At 69.9% G+C, this 20,244-nt stretch carries 17 protein-coding genes, 1 tRNA gene and 2 pseudogenes; 15 read left to right on the forward strand and 5 right to left on the reverse strand.

The window, feature by feature from the left end:
- Nucleotides 1-181: 181 nt before the first annotated feature.
- The 5 genes from purB to ASF22_RS04825 all read left to right on the forward strand — a co-directional run bounded on the left by purB (nucleotide 182) and on the right by ASF22_RS04825 (nucleotide 5,824).
- Nucleotides 182-1,489 (forward strand): adenylosuccinate lyase, encoded by a 1,308-nt coding sequence (gene purB, locus ASF22_RS04805; protein WP_056262007.1) that lies wholly within the window; start codon nucleotides 182-184, stop codon nucleotides 1,487-1,489.
- A 60-nt stretch (nucleotides 1,490-1,549) separates the two neighbouring features.
- Nucleotides 1,550-2,410: a D-amino-acid transaminase gene (locus ASF22_RS04810; RefSeq protein WP_056262009.1), complete on the forward strand. Its 861-nt coding sequence runs from the start codon at nucleotides 1,550-1,552 to the stop codon at nucleotides 2,408-2,410.
- Between the two features lie 148 nt (nucleotides 2,411-2,558).
- Nucleotides 2,559-2,852: a hypothetical protein gene (locus tag ASF22_RS04815; protein ID WP_056173783.1), complete on the forward strand. Its 294-nt coding sequence runs from the start codon at nucleotides 2,559-2,561 to the stop codon at nucleotides 2,850-2,852.
- 169 nt (nucleotides 2,853-3,021) lie between these two features.
- A complete protein-coding gene (locus ASF22_RS04820) occupies nucleotides 3,022-4,314 on the forward strand; it encodes an adenylosuccinate synthase (protein ID WP_056262012.1) in 1,293 nt (430 codons plus the stop codon).
- A gap of 79 nt (nucleotides 4,315-4,393) precedes the next feature.
- Complete coding sequence (locus ASF22_RS04825) at nucleotides 4,394-5,824, forward strand: hypothetical protein (protein ID WP_056262015.1); 1,431 nt, start codon at nucleotides 4,394-4,396, stop codon at nucleotides 5,822-5,824.
- 77 nt (nucleotides 5,825-5,901) lie between these two features.
- Here the strand turns inward: ASF22_RS04825 and rpoH are convergent, their stop codons facing one another.
- Both rpoH and ASF22_RS04835 read right to left on the reverse strand, forming a co-directional pair.
- On the reverse strand, nucleotides 5,902-6,792 hold the full coding sequence (rpoH, locus tag ASF22_RS04830) for an RNA polymerase sigma factor RpoH (RefSeq protein WP_056173774.1): 891 nt from the start codon (nucleotides 6,790-6,792) through the stop codon (nucleotides 5,902-5,904).
- A gap of 261 nt (nucleotides 6,793-7,053) precedes the next feature.
- Nucleotides 7,054-8,058, reverse strand: a complete 1,005-nt coding sequence (locus tag ASF22_RS04835; protein ID WP_056173768.1) for an RluA family pseudouridine synthase — start codon at nucleotides 8,056-8,058, stop codon at nucleotides 7,054-7,056.
- Nucleotides 8,059-8,257: 199 nt separating this feature from the next.
- Between ASF22_RS04835 and ASF22_RS04840 the strand changes: the two genes are divergently transcribed.
- Nucleotides 8,258-8,332: transfer RNA gene (locus tag ASF22_RS04840), tRNA-Glu, on the forward strand.
- A gap of 314 nt (nucleotides 8,333-8,646) precedes the next feature.
- Nucleotides 8,647-8,820 (forward strand): hypothetical protein, encoded by a 174-nt coding sequence (locus ASF22_RS24495; protein ID WP_200927096.1) that lies wholly within the window; start codon nucleotides 8,647-8,649, stop codon nucleotides 8,818-8,820.
- A 49-nt stretch (nucleotides 8,821-8,869) separates the two neighbouring features.
- Here the strand turns inward: ASF22_RS24495 and ASF22_RS04845 are convergent, their stop codons facing one another.
- The gene (locus tag ASF22_RS04845) at nucleotides 8,870-9,769 is read right to left on the reverse strand and encodes a metallophosphoesterase (protein WP_056173765.1); all 900 of its coding nucleotides are present in this window, start codon (nucleotides 9,767-9,769) and stop codon (nucleotides 8,870-8,872) included.
- A gap of 85 nt (nucleotides 9,770-9,854) precedes the next feature.
- Nucleotides 9,855-10,334 (reverse strand): annotated as a pseudogene (locus ASF22_RS04850) (VIT1/CCC1 transporter family protein); the annotation flags it as partial.
- Nucleotides 10,335-10,647: 313 nt separating this feature from the next.
- On the opposite strand from ASF22_RS04850, the gene ASF22_RS04855 reads away from it, so the two are divergent.
- The 4 genes from ASF22_RS04855 (at nucleotide 10,648) to ASF22_RS04870 (ending at nucleotide 14,399) form a co-directional block, all read left to right on the forward strand.
- A complete protein-coding gene (locus tag ASF22_RS04855) occupies nucleotides 10,648-11,370 on the forward strand; it encodes a lysophospholipid acyltransferase family protein (protein ID WP_056173759.1) in 723 nt (240 codons plus the stop codon).
- Nucleotides 11,367-12,713 (forward strand): 3-deoxy-D-manno-octulosonic acid transferase, encoded by a 1,347-nt coding sequence (locus tag ASF22_RS04860; RefSeq protein ID WP_082483528.1) that lies wholly within the window; start codon nucleotides 11,367-11,369, stop codon nucleotides 12,711-12,713. Before ASF22_RS04855 ends, ASF22_RS04860 begins: the two co-directional genes overlap by 4 nt.
- A 10-nt stretch (nucleotides 12,714-12,723) precedes the next feature.
- The gene (gene lpxK, locus ASF22_RS04865) at nucleotides 12,724-13,701 is read left to right on the forward strand and encodes a tetraacyldisaccharide 4'-kinase (RefSeq protein ID WP_056262019.1); all 978 of its coding nucleotides are present in this window, start codon (nucleotides 12,724-12,726) and stop codon (nucleotides 13,699-13,701) included.
- A 65-nt stretch (nucleotides 13,702-13,766) separates the two neighbouring features.
- Complete coding sequence (locus ASF22_RS04870; RefSeq protein ID WP_056173753.1) at nucleotides 13,767-14,399, forward strand: LysE family translocator; 633 nt, start codon at nucleotides 13,767-13,769, stop codon at nucleotides 14,397-14,399.
- Between the two features lie 4 nt (nucleotides 14,400-14,403).
- Here the strand turns inward: ASF22_RS04870 and ASF22_RS04875 are convergent, their stop codons facing one another.
- On the reverse strand, nucleotides 14,404-15,303 hold the full coding sequence (locus ASF22_RS04875) for a zinc ABC transporter substrate-binding protein (RefSeq protein ID WP_156647613.1): 900 nt from the start codon (nucleotides 15,301-15,303) through the stop codon (nucleotides 14,404-14,406).
- Nucleotides 15,304-15,488: 185 nt separating this feature from the next.
- Between ASF22_RS04875 and ASF22_RS04880 the strand changes: the two genes are divergently transcribed.
- The 4 genes and pseudogenes from ASF22_RS04880 (at nucleotide 15,489) to ASF22_RS04895 (ending at nucleotide 20,124) form a co-directional block, all read left to right on the forward strand.
- A complete protein-coding gene (locus tag ASF22_RS04880) occupies nucleotides 15,489-17,270 on the forward strand; it encodes an ABC transporter transmembrane domain-containing protein (protein WP_056262025.1) in 1,782 nt (593 codons plus the stop codon).
- A 57-nt stretch (nucleotides 17,271-17,327) separates the two neighbouring features.
- A complete protein-coding gene (locus ASF22_RS04885) occupies nucleotides 17,328-18,365 on the forward strand; it encodes an aldose epimerase family protein (protein ID WP_056262028.1) in 1,038 nt (345 codons plus the stop codon).
- Nucleotides 18,362-18,682, forward strand: a pseudogene (locus ASF22_RS04890) (YnfA family protein). The gene ASF22_RS04885 and the pseudogene ASF22_RS04890 overlap by 4 nt, the downstream one beginning before the upstream one ends.
- A gap of 152 nt (nucleotides 18,683-18,834) precedes the next feature.
- Entirely contained in the window at nucleotides 18,835-20,124 is a 1,290-nt protein-coding gene (locus ASF22_RS04895) for an alpha-hydroxy acid oxidase (protein WP_056173735.1), read from the forward strand.
- Nucleotides 20,125-20,244: the final 120 nt, after the last annotated feature.

Here is a 20,244-nt window from a genome sequence, read left to right on the forward strand (position 1 = left end):
AAATCCGTCCTCCTTCGACATCGGAATGTTTCCAGATTGTAATCGAAACTCCAGCATCTCGATAAAAATATCACATTTGTTAGGGCCTCTCGCGCCGCCGGACTTCGGTTGAGGCCGCACCCCCGCCCATGCTAGGCGCCCCTCAGCACCCGTCTGCATCGCGAAAACCTCCGAGGCGCCCATGATCCCCCGTTACAGCCGCCCCGAGATGACCGCGATCTGGTCGCCCGAGACCCGCTTCAAGATCTGGTTCGAGATCGAGGCCCACGCCACGACGGCGCTGGCCGAGATCGGCGTGGTGCCGAAAGCCGCCGCCGACACGATCTGGGAGAAGGGCCGCGACGCCGTGTTCGATGTCGCGCGCATCGAAGCCATCGAGGCGGTGACGAAGCACGACGTCATCGCCTTCCTCACGCATCTCGCCGAGATCGTCGGCCCCGAGGCCCGCTTCGTCCACCAGGGCATGACCTCGTCGGACGTTCTCGACACCTGCTTCAACGTGCAGCTCGTGCGGGCCGCCGATCTCCTCATCGCCGACGTCGACGCGTTGCTCGCCGCGATCAAGCGCCGGGCGTTCGAGCACAAGATGACGCCGACCATCGGCCGCTCGCACGGCATCCACGCCGAACCCGTCACCTTCGGCCTCAAGCTCGCCCAGGCCTATGCCGAGTTCGAGCGCAATCGCGCCCGCCTCGTGGCGGCCCGCGAGGAAGTGGCGACCTGCGCCATCTCGGGGGCGGTCGGCACCTTCGCCAACATCGATCCGCGCGTGGAGGAGTACGTCGCGAAAGCCATGGGCCTGTCGCCGGAGCCGGTCTCGACCCAGGTGATCCCGCGCGACCGCCACGCCATGTTCTTCGCGACGCTGGGCGTGGTGGCGAGCTCGGTGGAGCGCCTCTCCATCGAGGTGCGCCACCTCCAGCGCACGGAAGTGCTGGAGGCCGAAGAGTTCTTCTCGGAAGGGCAGAAGGGCTCCTCGGCCATGCCGCACAAGCGCAACCCCGTGCTCACCGAGAACCTCACGGGCCTCGCCCGCATGGTGCGCTCCTACGCCCTCCCGGCCATGGAGAACGTCGCCCTCTGGCACGAGCGCGACATCTCGCATTCCTCCGTCGAGCGGATGATCGGCCCGGACAGCACCGTGACCCTGGATTTCGCCCTCGGCCGCCTCACCGGCGTCATCGACAAGCTGTTGATCTATCCCGAGCAGATGCAGCGCAACCTCGACAAGCTCGGCGGCCTCGTCCACTCGCAGCGCGTTCTCCTGGCCCTGACCCAGGCCGGCGTCTCGCGCGAGGATTCGTACCGCCTGGTCCAGCGCAACGCGATGCCGGTCTGGCGCGGCGAGGGCGACTTCCTCACCCTGCTCAAGGCCGACACCGACGTGACCGCCGCCCTGAGCCCGGCGGAGATCGAGGCCTGCTTCGACCTCGGCTACCACTTCAAGCACGTCGACACGATCTTTTCACGGGTGTTCGGGGCTTCCTGAGCCCCGTCGCACAAATCCTGCGTCGCGCCCTTCCCATCGGCGATTCAAAGGTCCCGCTCCGTGTCGAACCCCCGCATCGTCTACCTCAACGGCGCCTTCCTCCCCTTCGAAGACGCGCGGGTGCCGATCATGGATCGCGGCTTCCTGTTCGCCGATGGGATCTACGAGGTCTCGGCGATCCTCGATCGCCGCCTCGTCGACAACGAAGCGCATCTCGCCCGCCTCGACCGGTCGCTCGGTGAGATCGACATCGCCAATCCGCACACGCTGGCCGAGTGGGTCGCCCTGCAGACGGAGCTCGTCGCCCGCAACGGCGTCACCGAGGGCCTCGTCTACATGCAGGTGACGCGCGGCGTGTACGAGCGTGACTTCGCCTATCCGCCGGCCGGCACCGCGCCGACCGTGATGATGTTCACGCAGGCGAAGACCGTGGCGGCCAACCCCCTGGCGGCCAAGGGCGCCCGGGTGATCACCGTGCCGGACCTCCGCTGGAAGCGCCGGGACATCAAGTCCATCGCGCTGCTGGCCCAGGTGCTCGCCAAGCAGCAGGCCGCCGCCGCGGGCGTCAGCGAGGCCTGGATGGTCGAGGACGATGCGGTGACGGAGGGCTCGTCGTCGACGGCCTTCATCGTCACGGCCGGCGGCACCCTGGTGACCCGTCCGCTCTCGACGGCGCTCCTGCCCGGCATCACCCGGCAGGCGGTGCTGCGTCTCGCCGCCGAATCCGGCCTTGCCCTGGAGGAGCGCCTGTTCTCCGTGGCCGAGGCCCACGCGGCGGCGGAGGCGTTCTATACCAGCGCCTCGGCCTTCGTGATGCCGGTGGTGGAACTCGACGGGCAGCCCATCGGCACCGGCGCCCCCGGCCCCCACACCCTGCGCCTGCGCGAACTCTACCTCGAACTCGCCCGCGCGAGCGATTGAATCCCGCACGGCCGCAGGACATCCGTCTCACGCCAGGAACACACTCACGCCAGGAACACACTCAAGCCAGGAACGCACTCGCGCCAGGAACGCATCGGCCCCGGATCGGTTCTTCCGGCACGAACCCTGTCTTCCAGAAGGTGTCACGATGCGCATGATATGGCCCCTGGCCGCCGGCCTGAGCCTGCTGGCGACCGCCGCCTTCGCTCAGGTAACGGCGCCGAGCAGCCCGGTTCCCGACAAGATTCAGCCCGATGCCGGCCCGCCCGGCACCGGTGGCACCCTGAGCGACCGACTCGAGAAGAACGACGGCGTGATCAAGCCGCCGGGCAACACGGCCCCTGGCATGGTGGTGCGCCCGCCCGATCCGAACCCGGGCTCCATGCCGGTGATCAAGCCGGGCGACCTCCCCGGTCGCGAGCCGGGCACCGAGGCCAAGTAGCCGCCCTCGGGCGACCGCACGGTACGTATTCCCCCGGTGATTCGGAGCCGGATCGGCCAGTTGCTTGATTTCCGGCTACGGATCGCAGAAAGACCCGAGGAACGTGGGACGGTCCGGCCCCCATGGCCGGATCGTTTTCGCGCGGGTCCTCGGGACAGGTCTTGAGTGAATGGCAAACGTCGTCGTCGTAGGCGCCCAATGGGGTGACGAAGGCAAAGGCAAGATCGTCGACTGGCTCTCCGAGCAGGCCGACGTGGTGGTGCGCTTCCAGGGCGGCCACAATGCCGGCCACACCCTCGTGATCAACGGCGTGACCTACAAGCTGGCCCTGCTGCCCTCGGGCGTGGTGCGGGGCGGAAAGTTGTCGGTGATCGGCAACGGCGTCGTGGTCGATCCGTGGCACCTCGTCGACGAGATCGCCCGGCTTCAGGCCCAGGGCGTCGAGATCTCGCCGAAAACCCTGCGGATCGCCGATAACGCCACGCTGATCCTACCTCTGCACCGCGAGCTCGACCATTTTCGCGAGACCTCGAACGCGGGTCTCAAGATCGGTACGACGAAGCGCGGCATCGGACCGGCCTACGAGGACAAGGTCGGGCGCCGCGCCATCCGGGTCGTCGATCTCGCCGACGAGAGCACGCTGGCCGCCAAGATCGAGCGGGTCCTGACCCACCACAACGCCCTTCGGCGCGGCCTCGGAATCGAGGAGGTCGATGCCGAGGCCCTGCTCGCCGAACTGAAGGCCATCGCGCCCACCATCCTGCCCTACGCCGACACTGTCTGGAAGCTCCTCGACGAGGAGCGCCGGGCCGGCAAGCGCATCCTGTTCGAGGGCGCGCAGGGCGCGCTCCTCGATGTCGACCACGGCACCTATCCGTTCGTGACCTCGTCCAACATCGTGGCGGCGCAGGCCGCGACGGGCTCCGGCATGGGGCCTTCGGCCATCGGCTACGTGTTGGGCATCGCGAAAGCGTACACCACCCGGGTCGGCGAAGGTCCGTTCCCTACGGAGCTGTTCGACGAGATCGGCGAGACCATCGGCGCGAAGGGCCGCGAGTTCGGCGTCAACACTGGGCGCAAGCGCCGCTGCGGCTGGTTCGACGCCGTTCTGGTGCGCCAGACCGTGAAGACCTCGGGCATCGACGGCATCGCGCTGACCAAGCTCGACATCCTCGACGGGTTCGAGACCATCCGGGTCTGCACCGGCTACCGCCTCGACGGACAGGTGATCGACCACCTGCCGGCGAACCAGGCGGCGCAGGCCAAGGTCGAACCCATCTACGAGGATATCGAGGGCTGGTCGGGCACGACGGCGGGGGCCCGCTCGTGGGCCGATCTCCCGGCTCAGGCGATCAAGTACGTGCGCCGCATCGAGGAACTCATCGGTGCGCCGGTGGCGCTGCTCTCGACGTCGCCGGAGCGCGACGACACCATTCTAATGCACAGCCCCTTCGAGGATTAACGCGTCTGAGAGGATGGGCGGCGCATCCGCTCTCGGGCGGGGTGCCGGCCCGCCCTGAGTTGAGCGGACCCCAGTCACGATGGCCGATTACTACCCCTTGCTGGCGCGCGCCCTCGAAGCGATGCCGGACCGTTCGCCGGCCCTTCGCAAGGCCGTGTACGAGCGCGCGCGCAGCGCCCTGATCGGCCAGCTTCGCTCCCTCGATCCCCCCCTGTCCGAGGCGGATATCGATATTGAGGCGCGGGCCCTCGAGACCGCCATCGATCGGCTCGAGACCGAGCACGGCCCTCCGGCCCCCGAGCCCTTGGCCGAGCCTCCGTCCGAGCCCGTGCCGGAACTCAAGCCCGAGCCCGAGCCGCCCGTCACAGCGGATGCGTTGCGGGATCTGCCGGAATCGCTACCCGACGCCCCCGGGTCGGAGCCCCTGCGCCCCACCGCTCCGGCCCCGGAGCCGTTCCTGCCGCCGGCGCCCCCGCCGGACCTCGGCCGGACCCCGTTCATGCCGCCGGAGGAGCCGGCGAGCGCGCCGATCATCCCGATCCAGGCCCGCAAGGGTCGGTCGCCCGCCGCCGTGGCCGATCCCGCCGCCGAGGCGGGGTCGTCCTCGACGGACGCGTCCGCCCAGGAACCGGCGTCCGACGACCTCGTGGCCGATGCGGGCGGTGCCCGTCAGCGCCCGCGCATCGACGTGGTCGCGCCGCGGGCCGGACGGTCGCGCCTCCTGCGCAACGCCGTCGTGGGAGCCGTGCTGTTCACTGTCATCGGCCTGATCGCGGTGGCGGCGTTTCTGTTGCGCGACAAGCCGGCCGACCTTCAACCCCTGGCCGAGCAACAGGACACGGCGCAGGACAGCGCCGAGACCAAGTATGCCGACCGTATCGGTGGCGACCCCGTGGCGCCGCCGGCGCCGGCACGGCCTGCGCAGGCGCCTTCCTCGGCGGGCGCCGTGCAGCCGGACGTCTCCGTGGCGCAGCGCGCTGTCCTCTACGAGGAGAACACGTCCGCCACCAACGCCCAGCCGACCGTTGTGCAGGGGCGCGTCCTCTGGCGCCTCGAAACCGTGAATGGCGAGCGCGGTCAGGCCCTCGAAACGGCCGTTCGCGCGAACGTGGAGTTCCCCGAGGCGGGGATCACCCTGCAGATGACCATCAATCGCAATCTCGATGCGAGCTTGCCGGCATCGCACACCATCGAGCTCGCCTTCACCACGGACGGCACCAATGCCGCGCGCCGGACGGTGCAGGACATCGGGCTGCTTCAGGCCAAGGACGAGGAGAATGCCCGCGGGTCGCCGGTCTCGGGCCTGCCGGTACGGGTACGGGAGAACCTGTTCCTCATCGGTCTGTCGTCCCTGCGCAACGACATCGACCGCAACACCGACCTGCTCCTTCACCGGAACTGGCTCGAACTCGCGGTGAAGTTCAACTCCGGTGCGCGCGCGATCATCAATTTCGAGAAGGGCGCGGCGGGCACGCAGGTGATGGAGAAAGCCTTCGCGCAGTGGCGCTGACGGGCCGGGACCGCTGACACGAAAAAGGCAGCCCGAGCGCTTCGGGCCGCCCTTGTCGTTTGAAGTCGTCGCTCCGCTCAGGCGTGGGCGGCTGCGCGCGGTGCCTCGCGGGACGCCAGGTTGCGCTTGACCGCCTCCTGGATCTTCTCGAAGGCACGCACCTCGATCTGCCGCACGCGCTCGCGCGAGACGCCGAACTCGCCCGACAGGTCCTCGAGGGTGATCGGATCGTCGGCCAGACGCCGCGCCTCGAAGATGCGGCGCTCGCGGGCATTGAGCACCGAGAGGGCATCGCGCAGGGCCGAGAGCCGGTTCTGGCCTTCTTCCTCACGGGCGAGCACCGTCTCCTGGCTCGGGCTGTTGTCGACCAGCCAATCCTGCCACTCGCCTTCGCCTTCCTCGCGCAACGGCGCATTGAGGGAGGTGTCGCCCGAGAGGCGACGGTTCATGTCGATCACCTCCTGCTCGGGCACGCCGAGCTTGACGGCGATCTGCGCCACCTGATCCGGCTTGAGGTCGCCCTCTTCCAGGGCCGAGATGCGGCCCTTGGCCTTGCGCAGGTTGAAGAACAGCTTCTTCTGGTTGGCGGTGGTTCCCATCTTCACGAGGGACCACGAGCGCAGGATGTATTCCTGGATCGCCGCCTTGATCCACCACATGGCGTAGGTGGCCAAGCGGAAGCCCTTGTCCGGCTCGAAGCGCTTGACCGCCTGCATCAGGCCGACATTGCCCTCGGACACGACTTCGCCGATGGGCAGGCCGTAGCCGCGATAGCCCATGGCGATCTTGGCCACGAGGCGCAGGTGCGAGGTGACGAGGCGATGGGCGGCGCCACGATCGCCCTTCTCCCGCCAATCCTTCGCGAGCGTGAACTCCTCGTTCGGCTCCAGCATCGGAAACTTGCGGATCTCATCGAGGTAGCGCGACAGGCCACCCTCGGTGGCGAGCACGGGCAATGCGCCGGCCATGGTCTTCCTCCTTGAATGGTCCCCGAATGGGCGGACCCGAACCGAACCGCCGCTCCCTTGAGCCGGCGTTTCGGCTCCCCATCTCTACCGGGAAACAGAAGACCCCGGAAGGCGGCTCGCCCAACGAACATCGCGGTCAACGCGCGATGTCGCCGATGGCTCAGGGGTGACACGAAACGCCGCGCCGGGCGGTGCCGTTCCGCACGCCCTTCGGGTCCGGGCTTGACCGTGACAGATGCGCCACGCGGGTACTGCGTTCCCTCAGGTCGTCGCCCCCTTCTTCCGCAGCGCCGACAGGAGCGCCTCCATCTCGGGCGGCAACGGCGACTCGAAGTGTAGGGTCTCGCCCGTGCGCGGATGGGCGAAGCCGAGCACGCTGGCGTGCAGGGCCTGACGCCCGAGGGCCAGGAGCGCGGCACGGGCCTCCTCGCCCAGCCGCGTGGCCTTGGTCTTGAACGCGCTGCCGTAGACGGCGTCGCCCAGGAGCGGGTGGCCGCGATGGCTCATGTGCACCCGGATCTGGTGCGTGCGTCCGGTCTCCAGCTCGCACCGGACCAGGGCGACCAGACCCATCGCGTCGAGGGCTTCCTCGACATGGTAGTGCGTGATGGCCTCCCGACCCGTCTCGGCCCGCACCACGGCGATCTTCTCACGATTTCGGATGCTGCGGGCGAGATAGGCGTCGATGGTGCCGATGCGCGGCTCGGGCACGCCCCAGACCAGGGCGCGGTAGACCCGCTCCAGGGGGCCGGTGCGGCCGTGATCGGCGAACTGCTCGGTCAGGCCTTTGTGCGCCCGGTCGTTCTTGGCCACCACGAGGAGCCCGCTCGTGTCCTTATCGAGACGGTGGACGATTCCCGGCCGCCGCACGCCGCCGATCCCCGACAGGCTGTCGCCGCAATGGGCGATGAGGCCGTTAACCAGGGTGCCGGAATCATGTCCGGGCGCGGGGTGGACCACCAGACCCGCCGGCTTGTCGATGACGATCAGGTCGCTGTCCTCGTAGACCACGACGAGATCCTGGGTCTCGCCCTGCGGGGTCGCCGCCACGGCGGTCGGAATCGTCACGGCGAGTTCGGTGCCGGGCCCGACCTTCACCGACAGATCGAGCACCACCGCGCCGTTGCGTGTCACCTGTCCGGTCCGGATCAGATCCTGCAGGCGCGCCCGCGACACGTCCGGGAATGCCCGCGCCAGGGCGCGGTCGAGGCGCTCCGGCGTCACGTCGTCGGCGAGTGTCGCCCGACGGTCCTCTGGTTGCTGCAACGATCGTCCCTCCGCCCCGTTCACCGCGACCCGGACGGACCGCGCAAAATCCGCGCGGGGGCACTTGCTCCCTCGCAGGACCGTCGCTATACGATCGCCACACCGCCGGGAAGCTTCCTCCCGTCGGACGGTCCCACGGGATCGGAGTGAACGGGAAGCGGCGTCGGTGCCCCAAGGGTGCCGCGTTGGATTGAAGACCGCGCCCATCGTCTAGCGGTTAGGACAGGTCCCTCTCACGGATCAGACCGGGGTTCGATTCCCCGTGGGCGCGCCAATCCACTTTATCTCCAGTCTACTTGAGTCGGTGCAAGTCGAGTTGATTCGCTTCAAGTCGAGGCATTCGCCCGACGCGTTGTTTCCGCTGGTCGCAAAGATCGTCCAGGGCGTGACGCGCTGCGGAACTTGCGAAGCGCCGGTGGTCATTCCCCAAAATCCGTTCTGTCGACCTTATTCATGCCGCGGATGGTGCGTTGCCGCAACGAAAGTCTTGTGCGCGCGCCGGGCTCGGCCTTGCTGCGTCTTAAGTTTGGGTTACCATCGGCGACTTCACAGCGTTCGACGATTCCAGATCGAGACAAGGTGTTTGCCATGTCCCAGACCATTCGCGTCACGCCGACCCACGATGGCACCTATACTGTCTATCGTGGGACTGAAGTCCTGGTGAGCGGCCTCACTCGCACCCAGGCCGAGCGCTACGAGGCCGATCTCGGTTTCCTCGCCTCCCTCGGCACGCCCAACCGCCCGACCGGCCTCTCCGCCTGACGGGCTATCCCGGCGTCGCCCGTCCGCGGGCGACGCACCTGCGCGCCGGTCAAGCTGGCGTCAATCGTAGCGGTCCGCGATCGTCGATGAGGCCGGTTTCCGTGAGTCCCCGCTCCCGCCCCGCGATGCCGTAGCCGGCGGGACCGCGCGTGATGGTGTACAGGTAGTAGCTCGCCCGCCGGTTCGGTCCGCCCTCGCGGGCCGAGGCCGAGGTGCATCCCACCACCGGCACCGGCCGCCCCCCGGGCCCCTTCGCGAAATGCACGCTGCCGACGTGGTTGTGGCCGTGCAGGATGAGGTCGGCTCCAGCCTGCGCGATCATCGCCATGAACGCTTCGGCATCCTTCAGTTCACGCCCCGACGAGGCACCGCCCGGATGGGGCGGATGGTGAATCATCACCACCCGGCACGGCGGTTCGGCCTCGGCGCCGAGGCGTTCCAAGATGCCGCGAGCCGCTACGATCTGCGGTGGGCCGAGGCGCCCGCTGGCCACGAACGGCTTCGTCGGGATCGCCGAAGACAGGCCGATGAGCGCCACGGGGCCGCGGCGGCGCAGGTAGGGGAACACGCCCGGCGTGCCGTCGTCGTCCGTGGTCCAGGCGCCGCAGGCGGCCAGCAGCCCGTCGAGGGAGCCGCGCACGTAGGCGTCGTGGTTGCCCGGCACGAAGCTCACCGCCTCGGGATCGCCCAGGGCCTCCAGGAACACCCGTGAGGTCGCCCACTCGCTCGGCAGGCCGATATTGCAGAGGTCGCCCGTACAGGCGATGTGGTCGTGCGGCTGCGTCTGCAGGTCGGCCACCAGGGCGGCGAGCAGGTCCATGTCGTGGGCGTTCTTGCGCCCGCGCCGCCAGTTCACGTAGCCCGTGGCGCGCTTGCTGAAGAGCTGGCGCAGGCGCGGGCGCGGCAGCGGCCCGACATGCGGGTCGGTGATGTGGGCGAGGCGGAACATGCGTGTCCGTTGCGGATGGAAGTCACGCCCGGCATCGCCACTCGCGGCGGCGGGGTCAACCCGGTCGGCGCGCACCACACGCCACTCACGCGCTGCCGATGACTATGCCGGTCGCCAGCACGAGGGCGCCGCCCAGCACCACCTGAAGCGCGGCCCGCCAGAACGGTGTGGCCATGTAGCGCGTGCGGATGCCGGCAATGAGGAACAGCTCGACGACGACCACCAGGACGGCGAGACCCGTCGCCACGGCGAAGGCATTCGGCCACGCATCGGGGATCAGGTACGGCAGCGTATGCCCCAGGCCGCCCAGCGTCGTCATCACGCCGCAGACGAGACCGCGCATCCAGGGCGATCCACGTCCGGTGATCGACCCGTCATCCGACAGGGCCTCGGTGAAGCCCATGCTGATGCCGGCACCGAGGGAGGCGGCCAGCCCGACGAGGAAGGTCGCGCCGTTGCTGTGCGTCGCGAAGGCCGCGGCGAAGATCGGCGCCAGGGTCGAGACCGAGCCGTCGATGAGTCCGGCGAGCGCCGGCTGAACGTAGCGGAGGACGAAGGCCCGGTGCGCGTCGGCTGTTGCCGCACCCGGCGTCGGGGAAGGAATGCGCGTCTCGGCGCCCGCAGTCGCGATCATCACCCGGTCTCCAGTTTTGATTCGTTCCAATCTATAATTTAGAATTGTTATGAACAAGCGAATTTGTCGGGTGTCGACGGGGATTTGCCGCGTTTCGCCGTGAGTCGGACCGGGGGTGCCCGGAGGCCGAGCGTTGCGCCCCAACGGGGAACGGCGCTAGACACCGCCCGGCGACGGCCAAGGCGGCCCTCCCCGGCCCTCGCGCCGGGTCGGTCCGCGTACCGCGCCGCGAAGGCGTTGCATCATGAGTGTCCTCAAGCGCATCGGCCGCGCCCCGGCGGTCCAGCAGGCCCTCGGCCGCGCCGCGGGCGGGTACCTGCGCCTCGTGCGCGCCACCAACCGCTTTTCCATGGAGCCGGCCGAGCCCGATCCCTGGCTCGACGGCCTCGGGCCGTTCATCGCCGGCATGTGGCACGGCCAGCACACGATGATCTCGTTCATGCGCCGGCCGCACGACCGCATCGCCACGATCATCTCGCGCTCGGCCGACGGCAACATCAACACCATCGCGTTGGAGCGCATGGGCGTGCGGGTGATCCGGGCGTCGGGTGCGCGCGGGCGGGCCGTGCGCGACGTGAAGGCTAAGGGCGGTGCCGAGGGCCTGCGCGCCATGCTGCGCGCCCTGAAGAACGGTGAATCCGTCGCCTTCAGCGCCGACGTGCCGAAGGTCTCGCGCCGCTGCGACGCCGGCATCCTCACCCTCGCCCGCTTCTCCGGTCGGCCCATCGTGCCCGTGGCCGTGGTCACCAGCCGGCACCTGCGGCTGAACAGCTGGGACCGGGCCTGCTTCGGCCTCCCGTTCGGGCGCGGCGCCATGGTGTTCGGCACGCCGATCCACGTACCCCGCGAGACCGGACCCGAGGCGTTCGAGGCGTTGCGCCTCGCGGTGGAGGCGGAGATGAACCGCGTTCACGACCGCGCCTATACCCTCGTCGGCCGCACCGACCGGGTGGGAAACCCCGCATGAGAGCGCCGGCTCAGCCCGCGTCGGTGAAGGCGATCCCCACCAAGGCCCCGCCCCTGACGGCGATCCTGAAGCTCTATCGCTACGGTCTCCTCGTCGGCGAGCCGGCGGTGGCCGGTCTGCTGGCGTGGCGCTCGCGCCAGGGTAAGGAGGACCCGGGGCGCCTCTCCGAGCGCCGCGGCCTGCCCGGCCGCGCCCGCCCCATCGGCCGCCTCGTTTGGATGCACGGCGCCAGCGTCGGCGAGATCCTCTCCCTCGTCGGCCTCGTCGACGGCATGATCGCGCGGGGGTTCTCCGTCCTCGTCACCACGGGCACCCGCAGCGCCGCCGATCTCATCGGCAGCCGCCTGCCGTCGGGAGCCGTGCACCAGTACATGCCCCTCGACGCACCGCGCTGGGTCGGGCGCTTCCTCGACCATTGGCGGCCGGACCTCGCCCTGGTGGCGGAATCCGAGATCTGGCCCAGCACCGTCGCCGGCCTCCACGCCCGCGCCATTCCCCTGATCCTCGTCAACGGCCGGATGTCCGAGCGCTCGTTCCGCGGCTGGGGCCGTACGCCCCGCACCGCCCGCGCGCTCCTGGCGCGCATCTCCGTCTGCCTCGCGCAGACGGAGGAGGATGCGGCGCGCTTCGCCAAGCTCGGCACACCCCGGGTCGTCGTCTCGGGCAACCTCAAATACGATTCGGACGTGCCGCCCGTGGACGAGCAGCAACTCGCGCACTTGCGCGACTGCATCGGCGACCGCCCCGTCTGGGTCGCGGCCAGCACCCATCCGGGCGAGGACGCCGTGGCGGCCCGCGTCCACGCGGTGCTGAAGCGCCGCTGGCCCGAAATCCTCACCATCGTGGTCCCGCGCCATCCCCATCGCGGCGGCGATGTCGCGGCCCGCGCCTCGGCCGAAGGATTGCGCAGCGCCCGGCGCTCCCAGGGCGGGCGCCCGCACGGGAGCATCGACCTGTACGTCGCCGACACGCTCGGCGAACTCGGCCTGTTCTATCGCCTGACGTCCCTGGTCTTTCTCGGTGGCTCCCTCGTGGAGCACGGCGGCCAGAACCCCATCGAGCCGGCGCGCCTCGGCGCCGCGGTCCTGCACGGGCCGCACATCTTCAACTTCACGCAGGTCTACCGGGCCCTCGACGGTGCCGGTGGCGCCCGCTGCGTCGCCGACGCGGACGACCTCGCGGCGGCCCTCGCGGATTTTCTCGCCGAACCCGCCCGCATCGACGCCATCGCCCGCGCGGGAGCAGCGGCCCTCGCGCCGTTCGAGGGCGCCGTCGATCGCACCCTGGCGGTGCTCGATCCGTTCATCGCGCAGATGCGGCTCACCGCCATGACGGCGCAGTGAGCCGGGCCTGATGCGGCCCCCGGCCTTCTGGCATGCCGGGCCTGGGCACCCCGCCGCACGGGCTCTGGCGCCCCTCGCCGCCCTCTACGGCTGGCGCAGCGCCGCCAGGATGGACCGGCGGGGCACGCCCGGCCCCTATCCCATCGTGTGCATCGGCAATTTCACCCTCGGCGGCGCCGGCAAGACGCCGACCGCCCTCGCGGTGGCCGGTCTCCTGCGCGACCTCGGCGCATCCCCGGCCTTCCTGACCCGTGGCTATGGCGGCCGCCTCGCCGGCCCGGTGCGCGTCGATCCCGACCGGCACGCCGCCGTGGACACCGGCGACGAACCCCTGCTGCTCGCCCGGTTCGCCCCCACCATCGTGGCGCGGGACCGGCTGGCGGGCGCGCCTCACTGCATCGAGGCGGGCGCCGACGTGATCGTCATGGACGACGGTCTGCAGAGCCCGGCGCTCGCCAAGGCTCTGTCCTTCGCGGTGGTGGATGCGGGGGTGGGCGTCGGCAACGGCCGCGTTTTCCCCGCCGGCCCCCTGCGGGTGCCCCTCGCCCGGCAATGGCGCCACATCCACGGCCTCGTTCTCATCGGTGCCGGCGCCCCCGGCGAGACCGTGGCCGAGGACGCCGCGCACCGTGGGTTGCCGGTGCACCGCGCCCGGCTCGTCCCGGAAGGCGACTGGGCCGGGCGCCGGGTCCTGGCGTTCGCCGGTATCGGCCGGCCCGACAAGATGTTCGCCACCCTGCGCGAAGCCGGCGCCGACGTGGTCGCGACCCGCGCCTTCGCCGACCACCATCCCTACGGACGGGCCGAACTCGGCGCCCTCGCGGCGGAGGCGGAGCGCCTCGGCGCCGACCTCGTCACCACCCGGAAGGACCACGTCCGGCTGCCGCCCGAATTCGCCACCCGCGTCACGGTCCTGCCCGTGACCCTCGCGTTCGTCGATGCCGGTGCCGTCGCGGCGCAACTGGCGGACATCCTGCCCCGCCCCTGAGTGTCCGGTCCGCCCTCGTTCAAGTGTCCCTGTGGTTGTGCGCGATGGGGGGTTAGCGTCGGATCATGCCCGAATCGACCAGCCTCCTCGCCTTCGCCCTCGTCTCCCTCGGCATGGTCCTGACGCCGGGGCCGAACATGATCTACCTCGTGTCGCGCTCCATCGCGCAGGGGCCGCGGGCCGGGCTGATCTCCCTCGGCGGCGTCGCGCTCGGGTTCGTCGTCTACATGCTGTGCGCGGCCTTCGGCATCACCGCCCTGCTGCTCGCCGTGCCGTTCGCCTATGATACCCTGCGCTGGGCGGGGGCCGCCTACCTGCTCTACCTCGCTTGGCAGGCCGTGCGGCCGGGCGGGCGCAGCCCGTTCGCGGCACGCGCCCTGCCCCATGACGGCCCGGGCCGGCTGTTCACCATGGGGTTCGTCACCAACCTGCTGAACCCGAAGATCGCGGTGATGTATCTGTCGCTGCTGCCGCAATTCATCGACCCGGCGCGGGGCAGCGTCCTCGTCCAGGCCCTGATCCTCGGCACGGTCCAGATCGTTGTGAGCGTCGGCGTGAACGCTTTCATCGCGGTGGGGGCCGGGTCGGTGTCCACCTTCCTCGGTGGCCGTCCGGCCTGGCAGGTGGCCCAGCGCTGGCTCATGGGCACGGTTCTGGCCGGCCTCGCCCTGCGCATGGCCGCCGAGTCGCGGCGCTGACGCGTCAGCGTGGGCCGAGCGCCCGCGCGAAGGCCGTCAGGTTGTTGCGCATCATCGCCACGTAGGTCGGTGCCGGGCCGTCGGGGCCCGACAGGGCATCGGAATAGACCTTGCCGCCGATGGCCGCACCGCTCTCGCGGGCGATCTGCTCCATGAGGCGCGGGTCGGCGATGGTTTCGAGGAACACCGCCGGGATCTTCTCCGCCCGGATCTGCCGGACGATCCGCGCCACGTCGCGCGGGCTCGCCTCGCTGTCCGTCGAGACCCCTTGCGGCGCGATGAAGGTCAGGCCGTAGGCGGCGGTGAAGTAGCCGAAGGCGTCGTGGGTGGTGATGATCCGCCGCTGTGCGGGGGGAATCTTCGCGATGGTGGCGCGGACCTCGCCTTCCAGGGCATCGAGTTCGCCGAGATAGGCCGTGGCCCGGGCCGCGTACGCCGCCGCATGGGCCGGATCGCGCTTGGCGAGCCCATCGCGGATGGTGGCGACGTAGACCTTGGCGTTGGCGATGCTCTGCCAGGCGTGCGGATCGGCGTGGTGGTCGTGGGCATGGCCGTGCCCATGGTCGTCGGCCTCCTCGATGGGCTTGATCCCCTTCGAGGCCACCACGACGGGTGCCTTGGCGCCGGACGCCTTGATGAGGCGGTCGATCCACCCCTCGAGTCCGAGGCCGTTGACCACCACGAGGTCGGCCGCCGCGAGCGTGCGGGCGTCGCTCGGTGCCGGCGCGTAGCCGTGGGCATCGGCGTCGGGCTTGACCAGGGTGGTCACCGCCACCCGCTCGCCGCCGACCTGTGAGACGAGATCGCCGAGGATCGAGAACGTGGCCACCACACGGAGTCTTTCGGGGTCGGCCAGGGCCGGCGCCGCGCCGCAGAGAACGGCGAGCAGCAGGGCGAACGCCATCGGCAGTCCGGTCGGGAGGCGTCCACGCAACATCGGCAAAGGTCCTCGGTTCAGGCTTCCTCGGTTCAGTAATGTAACATTATCACATTGCCAAGCCTGGATGCCTCGACTTGATCTCTCGTCCCCCCGGCCGCAAACACCGGCCGATCCGATTTCTCGGGGCGTTGAGAAAGTCATAAAAAACCATGGCGCGTCGGCCGCTCCTGAGGGGTGACACCCTCCCCCTCCTGGGCCGTGTCTGGCGCGAGTGGCTCAGCCCCCACCGGGCGACGCTGGCCGTGGTCCTCGTGCTCATCGCCATCGTGGGCGCGGCGACGGGGTTCTACCCGGCCCTCATCAAGGGCGCTTTCGACGCCTTCGACGCCAAGGACACGGCGGCCCTCGCCTACGGTCCCCTCATCGTCATCGCCATCACGTCGATCCGGGGCTTCGCCCTGTTCGGCCAGACGGTGCTGACCAACCGGGTGGTCACGCGGGTCGAGGCCGACATGCAGGCGGCCCTCTACGCACACCTCATCGACTCGGATCTGGCCCAGCTCGGGCGCGAGAGCCCGGCCGCCTTCACCCAGCGCTTCACCACGGATTTCGCCTTCATCAAGGAGGCGCTCACCCGCATTTCCACGGTGCTCCTGCGCGACATCGCCATGCTCATCGCCCTGGTGGCGGCGCTGATCTGGATGGACCCGCTCCTGACCCTGGTGGCCGGCGTGACCGTGCCGTTCGTCGCCGGCCCCATCGGCCGGGTCGGCAAGAAGCTGCGCCGGGTCTCGACGACGACGCAGGAGCAGATGGGGCTCACCGCGAGCCTCATCTCCGAGAGCCTGCAGGGCGCGCGCATCGCCAAGACCTACGCGCTGGAAGGCTACCTCAAGGGCCGGGCGCAGGGGGCCTTCGACGAGGTACGCCGCCTCAAGATGAAGGCGGCCAACGCCCGCGGGCGCCTCGATCCGCTCCTCGAGATCGGCGGCGGCTTCGCCGTGGCCGCCGTGCTGGTGCTGGTCGGCCAGCGGGTGATGTCGGGCGAGCGCACGGTGGGGGATTTCACCGGCTACGTCGCAGCCCTGCTGCTCGCCGCTCAGCCGGCCCGGGCGCTCGGCACCCTCAACGCCATCCTGCAGGAGGCGGGCGCGGCCCTGCAGCGCTACTTCGCCCTCATGGACGAGGCCCCGCTGATCCGCGAGGCGGCGGACGCCAGGGACCTGCTGGTGGGCGGCGGCGCGATCCGCTTTTCCGACGTGCGCTTCCGCTACCGCGCCGACGCGCCGGCCCTGGAGGGGATCGACCTCGCCGTGCCGGCCGGCGCCACCGTGGCCCTCGTGGGGCGCTCGGGGTCGGGAAAATCCTCGCTGCTCAACCTCGTGCCGCGCCTCTACGACGTCGATGCCGGAGCCGTGTCCATCGACGGTCAGGACATCCGGCACGTGACCTTCGCATCGCTCCGCCGGGCCGTCGCGGTGGTGTCCCAGGAGGTGGTGCTGTTCGACGACACGGTGGCGGCCAACATCGGCTTTGGCCGCCCCGGCGCCTCCCGAGCCGAGATCGAGGCGGCGGCGGAGGCGGCGGCCGCCCACGGATTCGTCTCGCGCCTGCCCGAGGGCTACGAATTTCGCGTCGGCCCCGCCGGTGGGCGGCTGTCGGGGGGGGAGCGCCAGCGCATCTCGCTCGCCCGCGCCTTCCTGAAGGACGCGCCGATCCTGCTCCTCGACGAGGCGACGAGTGCGCTCGATTCCGAGTCCGAGCGCCTCGTCCAGGCCGCGCTCCTGCGCCTCATGCGCGGGCGCACCACCCTCGTCATCGCCCACCGCCTCTCGACGGTGCGCGACGCCGATCTCATCGTGGTGATGGAGGCCGGCCGCGTCGCCGAGACCGGCACCCACACCGACCTCATGGGCCGTGGCGGAGCCTATGCCCGCCTGCACCGGATGCAGCTCTCGGGCGACGCCCCCGACGAGACCCTGGCGCCTTGAGGCGACGGCGTGCCGCGCACGTCGACCGCCCGTGACCCTCGCGGAGATACGCCGCCGATGACACCCGAGCCCTACGGCCGCACCAAGAACGGGCAACCCGTCGCCCGCCACACCCTCGCGCGCGGGCGGCTTACCGTGCGGATCCTCGATTACGGCGGAATCGTCTCCGCCATCGAGACACCCGACCGGACGGGACGGAGAACCAACGTGGTCCTGGGCGCCATGGACCTCGCCGGCTACGAGGCCAGCGACGCGCATTTCGGCGCCCTCATCGGCCGCTACGCCAATCGCATCGCGCACGGCCGGTTCAGCCTCGACGGACAGGTCCATGATCTGCCCCGCAACGAGGGGGACAACACCATGCATGGCGGCCCGGCGGGGTTCGACCGCAAGGTCTGGCGGGTTGAATCGGCGACCGGTACCGACCTCACCCTCGCCCATCGCTCGCCCGACGGTGACCAGGGCTTCCCCGGCACCCTCGACGTGCGGGTGACCTACGCCCTTCCCGACGACGAGACCCTGTCCATCACCTACGCGGCCGAGACCGACCGGCCGACGGTTCTGAACCTGACCAACCACAGCTATTTCAACCTCGCCGGCGAGGGCGCGGGCGATGCGCTCGACCACGTGGTGGGAATCGCCGCCGACGCATACCTGGCGGTCGACGCGGATCAGATCCCCACCGGCGAGCGGTGCGCGGTCGCCGGCACGCCCTTCGATTTTCGCACCCCCACGGCCCTCGGCGCCCGCATCCGCGCGGCCGATCGCCAATTGATCCGGGGCCATGGCTACGACCACACCTTCGTGCTGCGCGGAGCCGGCGGCCTGCGTACGGTCGCCACCGCGCACGATCCTTCGAGCGGCCGGCACCTGACCGTGGCCACCACCCAACCCGGCCTGCAACTCTACACCGCCAACATGCTCGACGGCACGGCGACGGGCTCGGGTGGTGGGCTCTATCGCGCCGGGGATGCCGTGTGCTTCGAGGCGCAAGGGTTTCCCGACGCGCCGAACCATCCCGACTTCCCGAGCACCGTCCTGCGTCCGGGCGAATCGTTCTCGGCGGTCACCACGTACCGATTCACCGTCGCATGACCGTTGTCGTGTACGCCGCCGCCGCCCTGTTCGAGATCGGCGGGTGCTTCTCGGTCTGGGCCTGGCTGCGGCTCGGGCGCTCGGCCTGGTGGCTGGTGCCGGGCGCCGTGGCCCTGGGGCTGTTCGCCTGGCTGCTGACGCGCTTCGAGAGCGAGGCGGCCGGCCGCGCCTATGCGGCCTATGGCGGGCTCTACATCGGCGCGTCCCTCCTGTGAATGTGGGGCGCGGAAGGCCAGCGGCCGGACCGCTTCGATGTCGCCGGCGCCGCCCTGTGCCTCGCCGGGGCGGGCCTCATCCTCTATGGTCCGCGCACCTGAAAGGTCCGCCGTGGGACTGGATGCGGCAAAGCTGCAGGCCGATGAATTGCACTGCAGCATGGCTGTTTTGCAGTGCGGCATCTTGCGTTTTCGACTGCGAATAGGTCAAAACCGTCGCCTGTCGTACCCGACGCGCGAGATTTATAGTTCACATGTCAAGCCACAACCAGCAGACCAACGGTCGAGAGGCGTCGCTCAATCGCAGGAAACTGCTGGAATTCCTGTCCGCCAGCCCGATCCTCGCACCGGGCGCCATCAGCGCGGTCGCCGGAATGCTCGCCGCCGGCACTTCGGGGGCGATGGCTCAGAGCTACGACGTCCTCCGGCAGGCGCCCGTCATGGACGGCGACCTCATCGCCAATCCCGCCCAGGCCCTGAACGTCTTCGATTTCGAGGCGGTGGCGAAGAAGACCCTGCCCCCGGCCCATTACGGCTACCTCGCCAGCGGCGTCGACGGCGACGAGACCCTGAAGGCCAACCGCGAGGGCTTCGAGAAGATCGCCATCCGCGCCCGCCGCCTTATCGACGTGCGCAAGATCGACACCACGGTGAAGATCTTCGGCGAGACCTGGGGCAGCCCCATCGCACTGGCGCCCATCTCCAGCCAGGGTGCGTTCCACCCGGAGGCCGAGGGCGCCGTCGCCCGCGCCTGCAAGGCGAAGAACCATCAGATGATCCTGTCCACCGTGGGCAGCACCTCCATCGAGGACGTGATCAAGGAGCGCGGTTCCCCGGTCTGGTACATGCTGTACCCCACCGACGACTGGGCCGTGACCGAGGCCCTGGTGAAGCGCGCCGAGAAGGCCGGCGCCCCGGCCATCGTGCTCACCGTTGACCGGCAGGGCGGTCGCAACACCGAGACCCTGTTCCGTGAGCGCCGCAGCGATACCCGTACCTGCACCGATTGCCATACGCCCGGCTTCAAGAACGAGGTGAGCCGCAAGCCAATGTTCGACGACCTCGACGTGTCGAAGGTGACGAACCTCTACGGCACCGGCATGACCTGGGACTACGTCAAGCGCCTGCGCGGCATCGTGAAGGGCAAGCTCGTCCTCAAGGGCATCGTCACCCACGAGGACGCCAAGAAGGCCATGGAATACGGCGTCGACGCCCTCATCGTGTCGAACCACGGCGGCCGCGCCGAGGAGAGCCTGCAATCGACCATCGGCGTCCTGCCGGAGATCGTTTCGGCCGTGAACGGCAAGGTGCCGATCCTCATCGACGGCGGGTTCCGGCGCGGCACCGACGTGATCAAGGCCCTGGCGCTCGGCGCCACCGCCGTCTGCGTCGGCCGCCCCTACGCCTGGGGGCTCGCCGCCTTCGGCCAGCCCGGCGTCGAGATGGTGCTCACCCTCATGCAGCGCGAGTTCGAGACGATCATGCGTCAGGTCGGTGCGACGAAGATCGCCGAGATCAACGCCGCGAGCGTCAGCCGGGCCTGATCCCGCCGGGGGAGCGGGATTTCGTTTCCGCTCCCCCGAGACACCGCGACGCGAAACAGAACCGCCCCGAGGGTTTCCCTTCGGGGCGGTTCTGTTTTCATCGAGAACGCTTTCGGATCA

Source organism: Methylobacterium sp. Leaf87, from assembly GCF_001422775.1.
Taxonomy (GTDB): domain Bacteria; phylum Pseudomonadota; class Alphaproteobacteria; order Rhizobiales; family Beijerinckiaceae; genus Methylobacterium.